Genomic DNA, 15,036 nt, shown 5'->3' on the forward strand with positions numbered 1-15,036 from the left:
GTTAGAAAGTCAATTTTCTTGGGAGGTGAAGACTCTCCCTCGCATGAAGAATGTCTTCTCTCAGATTCATTTTATGTCGCTAGAAGTTAGAAAAACAGAGATTCTCGGAACAGTAGCCTTCACAATGCAGGAACCATTAGCTTGGCTGCCATATTTGAGAAAGAATGGAAAAGAGGGTCTGTAACATGGGTTCCGCTTTACGCCGCTGGAGGCAGCCAATGGAAAGCTGCAGGTGGAGCGCCTCCTTGTCCCAGATGGCAAGATGTTCCTCCGAAGCTCCCCCAACGGCATCCTGCCTGAGCAGCAGGGAAAGTCCTATTCCGTTCTTGACCATCACTCTTATAACAGACTCATCATCAATCAGCGCAGCATGTTGCGGCTCAAAACCGTGAAACTGGAAAAACCGTGAACTGACCTTGTAAAATGGGCAATCCGGCGGAGTTATGATCCATGGATAATTTCCAAGCTCCACCGCCGAAGCCGCTTCGAGCTCAGCCTTCAGGTGACCTGCCCCTGCAACCACAATCTCCAACTGCCGCAGTTCGGTGAAAAATATCCTCTCGGACTCTATCTCTCCATACATGAAGGCTGCATCCAGCTCGTCCGATTCCAGTTTATCCAATACTTCTGCGGTCATAGCCTGAATAAGATGAATATGGAGATCAGGGTGGTAGGTTCTCATCTCTGCAAACAACTTGGCAACCTGCAGCAGCTCAGGTTCAGCATTGATACCGATCCGCAGGATACCACTGAGTACGCCGCGCATTTGACCAGCCTCCCGCTCCATCTCGGCAACAGAGTTCAGGACCCTTTCGGCATGTGAGCGCAATTTTTCACCATCGGCGGTGAGTACCATCCCCTTTGGGGTGCGGATAAACAAGCTTACCCCCAGCTCATCCTCTAAGGCCTTTATATGGGCGCTTACCGCAGGCTGACTGGTATGCAGGCGTTTTGACGCCCTTGTCAGATTCCCTTCATCCGCCACCACTGCAAATGATTTCAGTTGATAGAGTTCCATGTTTCATGCCTTCAAAGTAACTGGAAAAGATTTGGAATGTGTGCTGCCAGCATACCTCAAAACTTCATCAAAGGGCGATCATATTTTCTGAATCCCCTTATCCGAAAAGACGGTTTTACCTTTCACCAGCAACTGGATACCTTGCATGCATCAGTACCACAAGTAACCATAGATTGAGAGGATATCATGAACAGTACCACCATCGGCACCATATTGATTTATCTCACCCAAGCTGTTGACACCAGTGAAGGAGGCCTGTTGCGGAATGTTCAGATCAATGACCTACCACCTCAGCTGAGACAATGGGTCGATAGAGTTAAAATCTGTCTCGTGATTGGCCTGGCTGTTGTTGTTTCATTTTCCATCTCGAGCCTTTGCTGACCCCCACACATTTCTTGGAAGGAGACCCGCTCATGGATAAAAGATGATCAGACAGCGCGTCAGGGACTACTATTGGCAACAGACTATTAACTGCGCCGCTGTTACCCTGAAAATTCTTGCTGAACAATATGGTATTGAGCCTTCGCATCAAGTCCTGACTTCCTCTGTTGGTATGCAGGGTGCAGGCTTTTATAGCGACCAGCCCTCACATCTCCGTGAGGAGTTGAGCTCAAGGGCTGTCATCTTGAGTTCAGAATTTCTCCACGAAATGCTGCCCCTTCTGGAAGCGAGCTCTGGTCATTAAAACAGGAATGAGAACAAACTCATACATCATAATTCAGACGAAGGGAGGCATTGGATGGGAAGTAAGGAATACTTTAGCGAGGTTGCAGAAAACTGGGATAGCATGCGATCAGGTTTCTTTTCCGAATCGCTGAGAGAAAAGGCCCTTTCGCTTGTCAATGTGCAGCAGGGGCGTGCAGCAGCCGACATTGGTGCAGGAACAGGATTCCTGACAGAAGCGCTCTTGGAAAAAGGATTGGAGGTGATTTCCGTGGACCAATCTTCAGAAATGCTTGCTGTACTCAAACGACGTTTCGGCCATTATAAAGGGCTTGATTGCAGGATTGGGGAATCGGAAAATCTTCCTGTTGCTGATGCAAGTATAGATTATGTATTTGCCAATATGTATCTCCATCATGTTGAGGATCCATCGAAAACGATTTCAGAAATGGCGAGGCTACTAAAACCAGGTGGGAAATTGGCAATTACCGATCTAGATGAGCATGAGTTCATGTTATTGCTAACAGAACAGCATGATCGCTGGATGGGTTTCAAACGATCACGTGTGGAAGCATGGCTCATCGCTGCAGGGCTGAAAAATGTGCAGGTAACATGTGCAAGTGAGAATTGCTGCGCTGACTCAAGCTGCGGAAGTGGCCAAGCCAGAATCAGCATCTTTGTAGCCTATGGTGAAAAGTGACACCTTCCTGGATTGTTTGCTGCGAACGTCGACCTCTTCTTAAAAGCAGCTTGAATTGGCAGAAGGGAAAAGGAAGAGACTCCGTCCCATTGTGTTGCCTGCAAGACTTGTTGAAGTACCTGTGGTTTTCCATGGTTCGAGCCCACTTCATGGATCATTTCCCAAAAGGTTCAAGAAGGGTAAACAGTTCTTCCCCAGAGGGGTAAGGATGTATTTGCCCTCTGCACGCTGAATGAGTCCTGCTTCACGCAGGTCTTTCAGCCGACTGTTCAGGATGAAGGTGAAATGGATTCATATTTGTTCCAAAATTGCTTTGAAGGTTGTTGCTCCGTTGCTCAGATTCCAGATGACCCATGGGCCACCTTCTGCTGAGCAGATCAAATTCAGCCATTAAAGGGGCTCCTGTTTTGGAGCCCCGAACCGGTTTACCCTGACGTGGAATAGCAATACGATCTCTCTTTTCTTTTCGTTTGCTAAGATAGTAGTCGCGGGCAGCCCAAAAAAGAAAGTTTAATTCTACTTTGTCACACCAGCCAGTCCCGGTCTGGCTTAAGCTGAATCAATAAACGCCTGCCACTGTCGGTGACTGACGGCCATCTGGCGAAGATCTTCCTTGGGCGTTATATCCCGACGAGGCAGGAAATGGGCAAAGAGCGTAGCAATATCGGGACAACTGAGTATCCCAACCTATTAAGCTCTCTTTTTAAGGATGATATACAGAAAAATATAACACTAGATTATGACGTATTATTTCATTTTTTTTGATGAGTATTATGTAGTATTGGCGTGTTATACGTGACATGCGGGTGAGTGCCAAACAAGCTTTGTTTGCCGGAACCGGTTCCGGAACCGAGCAACTTCTCCTGCAAATGTCGGGGAGATATACAGATCAGCTGAATTACTTGTTGGACATCAAAAAAAGAGGATTTCATGATTAAATTTGTTATGTGCGCAAAGCGTCACCCGTCTTTATCACAGGCTGAGTTTCATGACTATTGGCTAAACCATCATGGCCCCTTATTCAAGAAGTTTGCAGACACCTATAAGGCAGTTCGTTACGTGCAAAGCCATACCGTCGATTCACCATTAAACAAAAATATCCAGAAATCCAGAGGATTGTCAGAACCATATGATGGCGTTGGTGAGATATGGTGGCAGTCGGAAGCAGACTTTCTGTCAGCCATAAATTCTCCAGAAGGTCAAGAACTTCGCAAAATTTTTATAGAGGATGAAGCTAGATTTCTAGATCTGAAAGCATCCTCAGCTTTTTTTACCGTCGAGCATATTCTCATTGATGGAAAGGTATAATTAACGGGGATGCCCAGCCACAGCTTGAAGAAGGACTTTTGTTACGTTGTCGCTACACAAAATCCCCTCAATCAGGCGTTTGCTTTACATCTAATTACAGCGAAAGCAGTGGTCGAAAGTGGAAAAGTAACTTCGATTAAATTTGCCGACCAATACATGCGGCTTAAGCGTAATTTTTTTATCAAACTTTATTTTCAGTCCACAAACTTGTGAGAAAGTAATAAAGTTCTTTACTAAGTAATAAAGTCGTGAATTAAAGCCGCTCCTGTCAGACTGTAAATATGGTATAAAACAGGAGCGGCTTTTTTAGTGTAAGCGATAATTTAAGAATTATTCTATTCGGCTTGGTTCGTTCAGGAATTTACCCCAAGCGTATAGGCCTGCCTGAAAGCGGCACTTTTCTGGGCCGCCCCCTCATCCCACGCTCCGGTAATGGACATAATGCCTTTCTCCTTAGCCCCGCTGAAACTTCTCGTGAAGATTTTCAGGTTTTTCACGGAACTTTCCACTTGAGAATTTCCGCCGGCGCAGGACACCGCGTAGTAGAAATCCTTATCGCGAAGTAGGGGATATATAGGACATGCCCGATCAATGAAAACTTTCATCTGACCGTTCATGACATGAAAATATACAGGAGTAGCTAAGACGATGGTATCCGCAGCAAGCATTCTTTCGCGGATTTTGTCCATATCATCCTGTTGAGAACATGAACCCGGTTCATCAATGCAGGCTAGACACCCGGTGCAATAGTTAATTTTCTTTTCAGATAACCGGATCTTTTCAACTACATGGCCGGCCTCTTGAGCCCCGCGCATAAATTCATTGCTCAGGGCATCAGAGTTACTGTTTGCTCTGGGGCTGGATGAGATTATGAGTATTGTTTTGCCGGAGGTTTTATTGGTTGCGGCTTGCGCTTCCGATGGCAGAACATAGGCCCCCATTCCTGCAATAAGGGGGGCGGCTGCGATTGCAACCCCAGCCTTAAGGAAGCCACGGCGGTCAAGTAAAACTAAGGGGCGGTTAAAATCAGTATCTTTCTTGTCAGACATGCGTTTCTTCCTTGCCTTCTTTACGTGTCCCAATAGTGCCGGGATTTGGTTTTCTTATTTTTCAATCTTGATTGTTCCGGCCAGCTTTCTGATATGTTCACTGCCCTGAACGGCATTTCCGAGTTCATACAAACCTGAAGCAGAACCGAAGCTGCCGTAAAACATTACTACATCCCCCCAGGGGGCATAGTATGCGAGGGTTCCGGTTCTGGCTGATTTTACCAGTGGAGTATTGCCGGTTCCCAGCTTTTTGGGGGGATAAAAAATTTTTTCATTGCTGCTGTAATTTTCCACATTGATCTTCATCGGCAGTTGGGCATAGAGGTCTTTTGCTGCCTGACTGTCGTTGAGTTCAAATACAATTTCCTGTCCGTCCGCGTGTACCTTTATCTGCATGGCTGCTTCTCCTGTTGATTCATCTGGATTGATTTTCTGAATGACTGCCTTGCCCGACATTCCGGCTATCTGGTCTATCCCGCTTAAACCGATGCCAAGCCTGTGCATTTCATCGCCTGCATGGAAATCCTTGTAGAGCATGAAGACATCACCCCATGGTGCGTAGTAGCTGAGCTCGCCTTTCTTGCCACCGTGATAGGCTTCTCTCTCTGTCACATCCAGTTTCTCGGGTGGGTAGAACATCCATTGTGCATCACGAAAATTGCTTAATTCCAGCGATAACGGCAATTGCCCGTAAAGCTGCCTGGCCGCATCCGTGTCATAAAGCCGGAAGGAAGCAGCGTTCCCATTTGATGTTATTTGTATGCGCATGTCGGACAACGGAAGTCCGTTAGAAGATTCCATGGCTCTCTCAGTCGCCTGAACATGAACTGTTTTGAAAAGGATGAAAGCGCAAAATATCAACCCCAGAAACAACAGGGGAAGAATTCGGCCTATTACAATATTCATGATTGTCTTCCTGCTATTGCCGTGGCCCGAAGATGCTGCAAAGAGTATCATTCCTGCGGGCCACGGTCCTTGTTGCTAGTATGTCCCGGCGTGGGGCTCTGCTTTATCTCATGTCTCCGCCCGGTGATTGCCGATTGGATTAAAGCCTGAGTAACTAGTGGTTAGCTGAGAGATTCGTAGTCTTCGTCCGAAACAGGTTCCAGCCATTCATTGCTTTTACCCTCACCCGGAACTTCAATCGCCAGATGAGAGAACCAGCTGTCCCTGGCTGCTCCGTGCCAGTGTTTTACGCCTGCAGGTATGTTGACGACATCTCCGGGGTTGAGTTCCCGGGCAGGCTTTTCCCATTCCTGATACCAGCCGCGACCGGCAGTACACAGCAGGATCTGCCCGCCACCTGTGCTGGCCTGATGGATATGCCAGTTGTTCCTGCATTTGGGTTCGAAGGTCACGTTTGCAACAACAAGGCCTTCGGTGGTGAGAATGTTGAGATAGCTTTGGCCTACAAAGTATTGAGCATAGGCGGTGTTTTCGTCTCCACGTGCAAAAACGTCGGTGAAGTTGGTGTCTGACATTGTTTTCCCCATTTTATTACAGTAGATTAGTGTAGTAGGTTTATGCCTTCAGACCTGCTTCGTAGGCCTGTTTGGATGCTTTAGAGCCCTTTACGCCCCCCTCATCCCAGATGCCGGTGCTGGCAATGACTTCTTTTTCCTGATTCCCGTGCAGACATCCGGTGAATACCCGGAAGCTTTGGACCGTACTTTCTACGGGAAGTTTACCGCCTGCTGCGGAGATAATGAAGTAGATGTCTTTGTTACTTATCATGGAATAAATGGGGCAGACCCTGTCGATGAAAGTTTTCATCTGGCCGTTAAAGCTGCGGAAATAAACCGGGCTGGCCAGGACAAGAACATCCGCAGACAGAATTTTGCCATATATTTCATTCATGTCGTCCTGTTGGGCACATGTCCCATTTCCGCTGATGCAGGAACAGCATCCGGTACAGTAGTTTATATTTTGGTCAGCCAGACGGATTTTTTCCGCATTGTGGCCGGACTCTTTCGCTCCACGGATGAATTCGTCACAGAGTATATCGGAGTTGCCCTGCTGTCTGGGGCTGGCTGAAATGAGAAGAATTTTTTTACTCATAAAATTACCTTATTAAGTTTGTAAAAACTAAATGCTGCAGTTGGGCTTGGCCGCGCGGGGAGAATCTCCATTGCAGCAGGGTAGCCCTGCGAGCACTATTTATTTCGTTTGGCCAGTACTTCTGACAGGACCGCTTTAGCACTTTGGGCCTGCTTTTTATCAACCTTTGTATCAAGCACTTCGATGAAGGAGTTCAGTTGTTCTTCGGTCAACCCGGAGTTTATGGCCGCACCGTAGTGAAAGAACAGCTGCCCCTGAGTCCCGCTCATGTTGGCAAGGGACGCTATGGTGGCAAGTTCTCGTTCATCTTCCGTGAGTACGTCGCGGACGAAGATGTCCGCAAAAAGGTGTTCTTTCAGGAAAGTATCCATGACCGGAGAAAACAGTTGCCACTCTGCACCTGAAATGTCTTTATCCAGTCCGGCAAGTTTAGCGCGGACTTTGGCTCCGTATTCATCCTTATTGAAATCAGTCGGGACAGGGCTGGCTTCTTTGCCTTCCTCATCTTTAATCCCATCGGCCTTACGGTCCTTCACTACTGCCATGAAGGCAGCCATGCCGTTGAGGGCGCGGGGAAATCCGGTGTAAGCATACATCTGGACCAGAACTTCCTTGATTTCACTGATGGTCAAACCTGCTTCCAGACCTTCAGCCAGAGCCGGTTTTAAATTTTCAATATCACCGCTGGCAGTGAAGGCCGCGATTGTTATTATGGATTGTTGACGAGCGTTAAGGTTTGTTTCTGTTTTCATATTATTTGCCTCTGTTAGAGTTGCAAAACTGAGGATAAATGCAATTGCAATAAAGAGTGAACTAAGTTTTTGCGTGAACATATGATCACCCTCCTATCGCTTCATATATTGTTCGTCGGTAACTTTTTCTTTCCAAACTACAGCCTTGTCGTCTTTGACTCCGGAGATAACAAGATGAGTCATGGGAGCTTCCGGGGTGGCACCATGCCAGTGATCCAGTTCACTCGGGCACCATACGGTTTCGCCTTCTTTGAATTCGATAACCTTGCCATCGCGTGTTCCGGTTAAAGCAACACCGTCAGTGACGATCATATGTTGCCCGGCCGGATGCCAGTGCCAGTTTGTCCTTGCGCCGGGCTGGAAGGTGACATACGCGCCGGAAAAGCTGGTTTCATCATTAGCAGGGAAGAGCATGTCCACCTTTACATCACCGGTGAAAAGGTTCGCAGGGCCTTTGAATGTTTTTTGTGATCCCTGTGGATAAAAAGTCTGTGCCTTGCTTACGTTGGATTGATCCGCATAGGCGACTGAAGTTGCCATCACCAACACCGTGATAAGAATTAACTTTTTCATTACATACTCCTATTTGTTTTACGGTCAAAACCGTGTGTCAGGTTATCGGAATTAATCTCGTTCGATCCTGAGGGAGATACTTTCAGCAAGGGTATTCATTATGGACAGCGGAGCTTTAATGATCCCCATGTTTACGATGCCGTCGAACTGTTCGGAAATGTCTTCGTCCTTGTAGAGGATAGTGAAATAGTTACCGCTCACGGCAAATGCTATATCTCCGTCAAGCCAACCATCACGCAGATCACTTTTGTCATAAGGCAGGCCATCACTCATCACGCCACAGTAATCATGAGCGTAACGTTGTAATTCAACAGTATAGGGAAGTTTTGCGATGAGTGCCTGTGCTGATTTGCTGTCGTTAAGGAGTGCCGGGATTACGGTTTCACCGACAATCAGTTTGACTGCGGTTCCGTTTTCAAGAGTACGGCTGGCGTATTTGCCATCAGTTTCGGATTCCGCGCGGCATTTTGTTGCAAATGCCAGCGACCCAATTGAAATAAGGCTGATAAGTAATAATTTAAGCATGTTTGCTCCTGTATTGTTGTTTTATATTTTGATACCTGATGGCGGTCTTAAATCTTCATTTGCGCATTTGAGTTTTAAAGTTCTTGTTGAGAAGTTCGTAAGATGTCGTTGAACGATAATATTTTTCCTCTTCTGCTTAATGCGAACATGCAGGAAACTGTGACCAGAAGAGCGGCAGCCATGCTGAGAGTGAAGCTTCCTCCGCTGATTCCTGCGACAAAATAACCTGCAGCACTACCTACAAAGGCAATAGTTGCATATGGCATCTGGCTGGTGACATGAACAATATGCGGGCAGCCCGCATTGGCACTTGAGAGAATTGTTGTGTCAGAGATGGGAGAACTGTGGTCTCCGAACACGCTTCCTGCCAGTACGGCGGACAGGCTGACCAGAACCAGAGATTGGTCCAGAGCCTGAACTACGGGTACGGCTATGGGGATCAGGATACCGAAGGTTCCCCATGAAGTTCCTGTGCTGAAGCTGAGAAATCCGGCCAGCACAAAGAAAATCAGCGGAAGAAAAGCAGCGATATCTCCACCAGAACCAAGCATATCTGCTACAAATTTTGGAGTTTGCAGTTGGTCGCGGCAGATGCCGCCCATGGCCCAGGCCAGAACAAGAACAACTATGCATGGCAGCATCATCTTTATTCCTTCCACCGAGCCGGTCATGAACGATTCAAGAGTCAGAATACCACGCGGAACAAATTGAATGAAAGCGACTGCCAATGCGCCGAATGAAGCCAGAACCAAGGCTTTCCCGGCATCGCAGTTGCCGAAAGCCGCTCCGATGTGATGCAAGGCGGGATCATCTCCCCAGAACCCACCTGTATAGAGCAGAGCGAGAACTGCAAACACAATAAGGCTTCCTATGGGGAGCAGCATATTTGTCATACTCCCATATGTCTTCGGATGAACGGTGTTGCTGTTTTGTGCATCCCCCTTGAGCGGAGTTTCAGCTGATGACGCTGCTTTGAGCTCTTCACGAAGCATTGGGCCGAAATCAAATCCTCCCCAACTGACCATAAAGACGATTATCAATGAAAGAATGGCGTAAAAATTCCAGGGGATAGTTGCTACAAAAGCTGTGAAATCGCTTTCGAAAACTCCGGTAGTCCTGATGTTGCTGCCAACTCCTACTGCCCAACTGGATAAGGGGGCTATGATGCATATGGGAGCGGCAGTTGTATCAATGATATATGCCAGCTTGGCTCTGGATATTCTGAATTTATCTGTAACCGGCTGCATTACGGTGCCTACGGACAGGCAGTTGAAATAGTCATCAATGAACATGACCACGCCAAGCCCTGTAGTGGCCAGTAAGGCGCTGCGTTTGTTTTTGATATGTCTGGTCGCCCAGCTAGCGTATGCGTTTGCGCCTCCGGTCATGGCAACCAGATATATTAGAGAGCCTAGAAGTGAACCGAAGACGATGACATTGAAATCAACCTTGGAAACAATAATCTGGAAAGTGATTTCCACTGTTTTCAAAATGAAGGGGCTATTGCCTGTACCGATGCAATAAATGAGAGCTCCGGCCAGGATACCGACAAACAGAGATGAAATGATTTCCTTTGTCCGTAAAGCCAGCACTATTGTTATGCATGGGGGTAAAATTGAAAGCCATCCGGCATTGAAGTGTTCCATAAGAGCTCCGTTGGGCTATTGTAGTGAAATTGAATATACGCTCATATCTATCTCATTTAAGCGTGTCGCCCGGTGTCTTTGAAAAAGAAGAGAAAGCTTAGCCAGACAAGTATTGCGGCAAAAACAAGAAAACCGGCGGCGGAGAGAAATATTCCTTCGATTCCGCTACCGTCGTAAATAATTCCGCCAATGGCAGCCGCGCCGCCAATAGAGAATTGAATGGAGGCAACTGATAATCCTCCTGCCATTTCAGCTCTGTCGGCAAGTGTACGGGTTATCCATGAGGTCCAGCCTACGGGCATGAATCCCCAGATAAAGCCCCAGACGATTACGAGGAGAATTTCCACCCAAATTCTTCCCTGCAGTTGATAAAGTAAAATGGCTGTTACCGAGAGAATGCATTGCAGGACAATCATGCAGCTTCTGAATTTTCGTTCGAAAAGTATTCCGGCCACAAAAGTTCCCAAACAGTTAGCTAATCCAAAGATTCCAAGTACCAGCGAAAGAGAATTTGGGTTGAGAGTTAGATCTAATTCCAGATAGGGCCTGAGATAAGTGAAAAAGACATTGTAGCCGCCGAAACTGAAAATAGTGGCAAGGATTCCAAGTACTACCCAGTCCTGCCGTAGCAGTCTGAACATATTTTTGAAGTCATTAGCCCTGTCAGCATTTAAGGAAGGCAGGGCTATAAATTGCCAGACCAATCCTGCCGCGCCCAGTGTCGCTTCAAGCAGAAAGACGTTCCTCCAGCCGAGCAGATGTCCCAGATAACTGGCTACAGGTAGTGAAATTACTGTGGCAGCCGCAACTCCCGCATATATTATGCTCAAGGCCCGGGGGACGTAGTTTGTTGGAACCAGTTGCAGGGTGACGGCCGCGGCCATTGACCAGAAGCCACCGACACATATTCCAAGAAGTCCCCGGCCAATCAGGAGAAAAGAATAGTTATTTGCCGCAGCAACCATAACATTTGAGACTACAAGTAGAGCGGAAAAGGTAAGAAGGATGTACCGTCTGTTGATGCCCTTGGTCAGCGGTGCCAGTAACAGGCTTGTCAGGACTGCAAACATACCGACTACAGTAACAGTCTGTCCTGCCATGCCCTCCGTGACTGAAAGGTCTTGTGCGATGGGCGTTAACAGACTGATGGGAATAAATTCTGCAGCAACAAGGCTGGTGACACCCACGAATAGAGAGAAAACAGCTGACCAGTTGGCAGGACGTTCTTGAAATATAGTGCTTTGTAAAGTCATGTTTTTTATACGTGCTTTATATGAGTATACAGTTGCTAGGAATAAGTCTTATTGCAGATTTCTTGTATGAATTTTCAATTGTAATGAGCCCCCGGCTTATACCGGGGGCTTGATTTGTTCTTTGAATTCTGGGGCTATTTCAGCGCCTTGCTGAAGAACGCTTCCATTTTGTCAAATGGGATCATGTCCACACGGTCATAGAGGTCAATGTGGCGTGCACCGGGAACAATGACCAGTTCCTTCGGTTCGGCAGCCTGTTTGTATGCGTCCTCGGTGAAGTAGCGGGAGTGCGCTTTTTCACCCATGATGAACAGGATCGGCCTTGGAGAAATTGTTTCGATGTAGTTCAGCAGCGGAAAGTTCATGAAGGCCATGTCGCTTGTTCTGGTGAACGGACCGTGGGATCTGGGATGGTGGCCTCTTGCCATTGCATAATATTCCCAGAATTCACTGCTGATGGGGTCGATTCCCTCCGGAATGGAGGTTGTCGCTTCAGCGGGGAATCCTGCGGGCAGCATGGGAGTTCCGTTTTCGAAATCTTTCCAGCGCTGTTCGCCAAGTTCGTCGAGGACCTTGTTACGCTGTTCTGCTGTCATGCTGTCCTGCCAGCCGTTGCGGAAAAAACGGCTCATGTCGTACATGCTGGCTGTGGCAACAGCTTTGATGCGGTGGTCAACCTGTGCTGCCTTGAGGGCAAATCCGCCGCTGCCGCAGATACCGATAGCTCCGATTTTGTTACGGTCTACAAAGGGACGTGTTCCCAGAAAGTCCACACCGGCACTGAAATCTTCAACGAAGATGTCAGGAGATGACACGTGTCTCGGTTCACCGCCGCTTTCACCGTTGAAGGATTCGTCAAATGCAATGGTTACGAAACCGCGTTCAGCCATTGTCTGGGCGTAGATGCCAGCACCCTGTTCTTTAACTCCGCCATAAGGAGTTCCGATAACAAGGGCTGCGTACTTCTTGGACTTGTCAAAGTCCTTGGGCTTGTACATGTCGGCAGCTATGCTGATTCCGTATCTGTTGGGGTAGGTGACTTTTTCGTGGATCACTTTGTCACTTAGGGGAAAGGTCTTATCCCAAGTCATTTTCTCCTCCGCAAAGGCTGTGTTCATGGTCATAACCAGTGTCAGTGCCGCCAGCATGGTCAGCATTATTCCGGCTGAAAAACAGTTTATTTTCATTTGTCTACTCCTGTTAGGGATATGTGTCTGAAGGCTTACAGTGCATTCTTGAGCACTTCGACAATATCTTCAGTGGTCATGGGCGGGCGTCCGAGCAGTTTGCCATCTTCGTCACGGACCACGAGTGCTGCATCCTTTGCGTACTGTTCGAACAGTTCGTCACCGATGTTCACTTCGGAGAGGGTGGTCGGACATCCTATTTCGCGTAGGAAAGCTTCGTAGGTATCAATCCCTTCCATTCCAAGGGTCAGGGCGTCCTTGCCTTCGGGGGAAAGATTGAAAACACGCTGGGCAAACTGGGCAAAACGCTCAGGGCGATATTTGGCCGCGAAGCGCATCCATGCGGGACCTACAATCGCCAGACCTGCTCCATGAGTGATGTCGTGATGGGCGGAAAGGGCGTGCTCGATCATGTGCATGGGGGCAAGCATATGAACGCCGGCCTGTACCCAGCCGTTAAGGGCTACGATGGAAGCCCACTGAACATGAGCACGGGCTTCAAGGTCCTCTCCATTTGCAACAGCTTTGCGTCCGTATTCAATTGCGTTGATGATGACGCCTTCTGCAAAACGATCCTGAATCGGGGTTCCGTCAACACCGTTGAAGTAGCCTTCCATTACGTGGGTGATGATGTCGCATACGCCGTAGGCTGTGTGGTTTTGAGGTACGCTTACTGTCAGCTCCGGGTCGACTAATGCTACTTTGGGAAAAAGCAATGGAATCTGGATGAATGATTTGATTTTTGTTTCGTCATTGGTGATGACTGCACCGCAGTTGGCTTCGGAACCGGTAGCGGCAAGCGTAGGCACAGTTATAACCGGAAGAGTTTCGGTGGGGATGTAGACTTCTTCCTGTCCATGCAGAATCATATCCCAAGGGTTGCCGTCGTAAAGGGCTGCTGCTCCCATGACTTTGGCGGCATCCATGGTGCTGCCGCCGCCGAGGGCGATGATCACATCACAGCCTTCATCTTTGGCGATTTTTGCGCCACGGGCGACAGAGGTGATGCGCGGGTTTGGTTCTACGTCTGCGCACTCAACATGAGAAATGCCTGCGCTTTTCAGGCTTTCTACTGCCTTGTCAAAAGCTCCGGTTCGTTTCACGCTTCCGCCGCCGGTTACGATCATGGCCTTCTTGCCGTATTCGCTTACAACCTCGCCAAGCCGGGCGAGAGTTCCTGCGCCGAAAATTATTTTAGTAGGATTCTGGAATTCAAAATTCATTGGTTACTCCTTGTTTGACTTTGTCTGTTAAAGTCTTTTTAAGGAGTTCCTGATCCCTCTTGAACGCACATTTCTCTTTAAAGTTTGCCTATTCCTCTAACGAGTTCTTTTTTTATTGAACAAAAGGGTAGAAGGATGTTCATAATATTCCAGAACACAAGGAGGTTTAGTCTATGTCAGACATGCTGGAGTTGCTCAAAGATCTTGCAACCGTAGATGGCGGGGCTGTGGAGTCCCGGTATAAAGGAGTGCGCTTTTTCAAGGAAACAAAACCTGTTAAGTGCAGGCCTATGGTGTATGATCCCGGAATATGCATCGTCGCGTCAGGTCATAAAATCGGTCATCTTGGAGGGCATTCATTCCGGTACGATGCGGATAATTATCTGGTCACATCAGTGGCGATGCCATTTGAATGTGAGTCCTTTCCCAGTGAGGACGAACCACTGCTCGGTTTGTATATAGATATAGATATGGCACAGTTGAACGATCTGATTACCCATATGAACCTGCAGGCCAAGATAGCTCGCCTTGATGAAAATGATTTCCCGCTGGGGATCGGTCCATCGGCCATGAGTGCTGACATGAAGGATGCAACAGTAAAGCTGCTCAAGGCGCTTCGGTCGGAAACTGAGGCAAAGATTCTGGCCCCGGGATTGGTCAGGGAAATATACTATCGGGTGCTGTGCGGGACTCAGGCCCCGGTCCTCTATTCTCTTGCGCGCGGAAACAATACCTTTTCACAGGTATCTCGCGTCATAGGCATTATGGAGGGTAACTATTCCCAGAAACTTGATGTGCAGCAGCTTGCTGATTCTGCAAACATGAGTGTTTCGGCTTTCCACAAAGCGTTCAAGGAGATAACTGCCGATTCGCCGTTGCAGTATCTCAAGAAGATCAGGCTTATGCGGGCCAAGGATCTTATTATACAAAAGAAAATGAAAGCGTATCTGGTGGCGGACAAGGTCGGGTACGAGAGTCCGTCCCAGTTCAGCCGGGAGTTCAAGCGTTATTTCGGACAGACCCCTGCCGATGTAATGCGGGAAATCCGTTCCGCTTGATTTCGTGTTTTTCCTGTTGGGTG

General features: G+C 47.9%; 15 protein-coding genes. 3 read left to right on the forward strand and 12 right to left on the reverse strand.

Features of this window, described 5'->3' with window-relative positions:
• Positions 1-136: 136 nt before the first annotated feature.
• Positions 137-1,018, reverse strand: coding sequence for a LysR family transcriptional regulator (locus N7E73_RS09795; RefSeq protein ID WP_432734491.1), 882 nt, complete (start codon positions 1,016-1,018; stop codon positions 137-139).
• 739 nt (positions 1,019-1,757) lie between these two features.
• On the opposite strand from N7E73_RS09795, the gene N7E73_RS09800 reads away from it, so the two are divergent.
• The gene (locus N7E73_RS09800) at positions 1,758-2,381 is read left to right on the forward strand and encodes a class I SAM-dependent methyltransferase (RefSeq protein ID WP_432734492.1); all 624 of its coding nucleotides are present in this window, start codon (positions 1,758-1,760) and stop codon (positions 2,379-2,381) included.
• Positions 2,382-3,311: 930 nt separating this feature from the next.
• Positions 3,312-3,689: an EthD domain-containing protein gene (locus N7E73_RS09805; RefSeq protein ID WP_432734493.1), complete on the forward strand. Its 378-nt coding sequence runs from the start codon at positions 3,312-3,314 to the stop codon at positions 3,687-3,689.
• A 353-nt stretch (positions 3,690-4,042) separates the two neighbouring features.
• Here N7E73_RS09805 and N7E73_RS09810 read toward each other — a convergent pair whose 3' ends face one another.
• From N7E73_RS09810 to N7E73_RS09860, 11 genes are all read right to left on the reverse strand, one after another.
• A complete protein-coding gene (locus tag N7E73_RS09810; protein ID WP_432734494.1) occupies positions 4,043-4,738 on the reverse strand; it encodes an NAD(P)H-dependent oxidoreductase in 696 nt (231 codons plus the stop codon).
• Between the two features lie 54 nt (positions 4,739-4,792).
• Positions 4,793-5,644 carry a cyclophilin-like fold protein gene (locus tag N7E73_RS09815; protein ID WP_432734495.1) on the reverse strand — a complete coding sequence of 284 codons (852 nt, stop codon included), beginning with the start codon at positions 5,642-5,644 and terminating at the stop codon, positions 4,793-4,795.
• Between the two features lie 161 nt (positions 5,645-5,805).
• The gene (locus tag N7E73_RS09820) at positions 5,806-6,219 is read right to left on the reverse strand and encodes a cupin domain-containing protein (protein ID WP_432734497.1); all 414 of its coding nucleotides are present in this window, start codon (positions 6,217-6,219) and stop codon (positions 5,806-5,808) included.
• Positions 6,220-6,259: 40 nt separating this feature from the next.
• Positions 6,260-6,796 carry a flavodoxin family protein gene (locus tag N7E73_RS09825; protein WP_432734498.1) on the reverse strand — a complete coding sequence of 179 codons (537 nt, stop codon included), beginning with the start codon at positions 6,794-6,796 and terminating at the stop codon, positions 6,260-6,262.
• 95 nt (positions 6,797-6,891) lie between these two features.
• The gene (locus N7E73_RS09830; RefSeq protein WP_432734499.1) at positions 6,892-7,548 is read right to left on the reverse strand and encodes a carboxymuconolactone decarboxylase family protein; all 657 of its coding nucleotides are present in this window, start codon (positions 7,546-7,548) and stop codon (positions 6,892-6,894) included.
• A 93-nt stretch (positions 7,549-7,641) separates the two neighbouring features.
• Positions 7,642-8,121, reverse strand: coding sequence for a (R)-mandelonitrile lyase (locus tag N7E73_RS09835; RefSeq protein ID WP_432734500.1), 480 nt, complete (start codon positions 8,119-8,121; stop codon positions 7,642-7,644).
• Positions 8,122-8,172: 51 nt separating this feature from the next.
• On the reverse strand, positions 8,173-8,646 hold the full coding sequence (locus tag N7E73_RS09840; protein WP_432734501.1) for a cyclophilin-like fold protein: 474 nt from the start codon (positions 8,644-8,646) through the stop codon (positions 8,173-8,175).
• 74 nt (positions 8,647-8,720) lie between these two features.
• Positions 8,721-10,292 (reverse strand): Na+/H+ antiporter NhaC family protein, encoded by a 1,572-nt coding sequence (locus tag N7E73_RS09845; protein WP_432734502.1) that lies wholly within the window; start codon positions 10,290-10,292, stop codon positions 8,721-8,723.
• A gap of 56 nt (positions 10,293-10,348) precedes the next feature.
• The gene (locus N7E73_RS09850) at positions 10,349-11,545 is read right to left on the reverse strand and encodes an MFS transporter (protein ID WP_432734503.1); all 1,197 of its coding nucleotides are present in this window, start codon (positions 11,543-11,545) and stop codon (positions 10,349-10,351) included.
• 134 nt (positions 11,546-11,679) lie between these two features.
• Entirely contained in the window at positions 11,680-12,732 is a 1,053-nt protein-coding gene (locus N7E73_RS09855) for an alpha/beta hydrolase (RefSeq protein ID WP_432734504.1), read from the reverse strand.
• Between the two features lie 35 nt (positions 12,733-12,767).
• Positions 12,768-13,955, reverse strand: a complete 1,188-nt coding sequence (locus tag N7E73_RS09860; protein ID WP_432734505.1) for an iron-containing alcohol dehydrogenase — start codon at positions 13,953-13,955, stop codon at positions 12,768-12,770.
• Positions 13,956-14,128: 173 nt separating this feature from the next.
• Here N7E73_RS09860 and N7E73_RS09865 point away from each other — a divergent pair, with 173 nt between their 5' ends.
• Entirely contained in the window at positions 14,129-15,013 is an 885-nt protein-coding gene (locus N7E73_RS09865) for an AraC family transcriptional regulator (protein ID WP_432734506.1), read from the forward strand.
• Positions 15,014-15,036 lie beyond the last annotated feature (23 nt).

The organism is Maridesulfovibrio sp. FT414 (assembly GCF_050916235.1).
In the GTDB taxonomy this organism is placed as follows: Bacteria; Desulfobacterota; Desulfovibrionia; order Desulfovibrionales; family Desulfovibrionaceae; genus Maridesulfovibrio.

What these genes read in the sequence shown, in the direction of transcription:
- N7E73_RS09850 (WP_432734503.1), bottom strand. Translation starts at nt 11,545, where the DNA reads ATGACTTTACAAAGCACTATATTTCAAGAACGTCCTGCCAACTGGTCA.
- N7E73_RS09860 (WP_432734505.1), bottom strand. Translation starts at nt 13,955, where the DNA reads ATGAATTTTGAATTCCAGAATCCTACTAAAATAATTTTCGGCGCAGGA.
- N7E73_RS09820 (WP_432734497.1), bottom strand. Translation starts at nt 6,219, where the DNA reads ATGTCAGACACCAACTTCACCGACGTTTTTGCACGTGGAGACGAAAAC.
- N7E73_RS09815 (WP_432734495.1), bottom strand. Translation starts at nt 5,644, where the DNA reads ATGAATATTGTAATAGGCCGAATTCTTCCCCTGTTGTTTCTGGGGTTG.
- N7E73_RS09845 (WP_432734502.1), bottom strand. Translation starts at nt 10,292, where the DNA reads ATGGAACACTTCAATGCCGGATGGCTTTCAATTTTACCCCCATGCATA.
- N7E73_RS09805 (WP_432734493.1), top strand. Translation starts at nt 3,312, where the DNA reads ATGATTAAATTTGTTATGTGCGCAAAGCGTCACCCGTCTTTATCACAG.
- N7E73_RS09840 (WP_432734501.1), bottom strand. Translation starts at nt 8,646, where the DNA reads ATGCTTAAATTATTACTTATCAGCCTTATTTCAATTGGGTCGCTGGCA.
- N7E73_RS09810 (WP_432734494.1), bottom strand. Translation starts at nt 4,738, where the DNA reads ATGTCTGACAAGAAAGATACTGATTTTAACCGCCCCTTAGTTTTACTT.
- N7E73_RS09825 (WP_432734498.1), bottom strand. Translation starts at nt 6,796, where the DNA reads ATGAGTAAAAAAATTCTTCTCATTTCAGCCAGCCCCAGACAGCAGGGC.
- N7E73_RS09855 (WP_432734504.1), bottom strand. Translation starts at nt 12,732, where the DNA reads ATGAAAATAAACTGTTTTTCAGCCGGAATAATGCTGACCATGCTGGCG.
- N7E73_RS09865 (WP_432734506.1), top strand. Translation starts at nt 14,129, where the DNA reads ATGTCAGACATGCTGGAGTTGCTCAAAGATCTTGCAACCGTAGATGGC.
- N7E73_RS09800 (WP_432734492.1), top strand. Translation starts at nt 1,758, where the DNA reads ATGGGAAGTAAGGAATACTTTAGCGAGGTTGCAGAAAACTGGGATAGC.
- N7E73_RS09835 (WP_432734500.1), bottom strand. Translation starts at nt 8,121, where the DNA reads ATGAAAAAGTTAATTCTTATCACGGTGTTGGTGATGGCAACTTCAGTC.
- N7E73_RS09830 (WP_432734499.1), bottom strand. Translation starts at nt 7,548, where the DNA reads ATGAAAACAGAAACAAACCTTAACGCTCGTCAACAATCCATAATAACA.
- N7E73_RS09795 (WP_432734491.1), bottom strand. Translation starts at nt 1,018, where the DNA reads ATGGAACTCTATCAACTGAAATCATTTGCAGTGGTGGCGGATGAAGGG.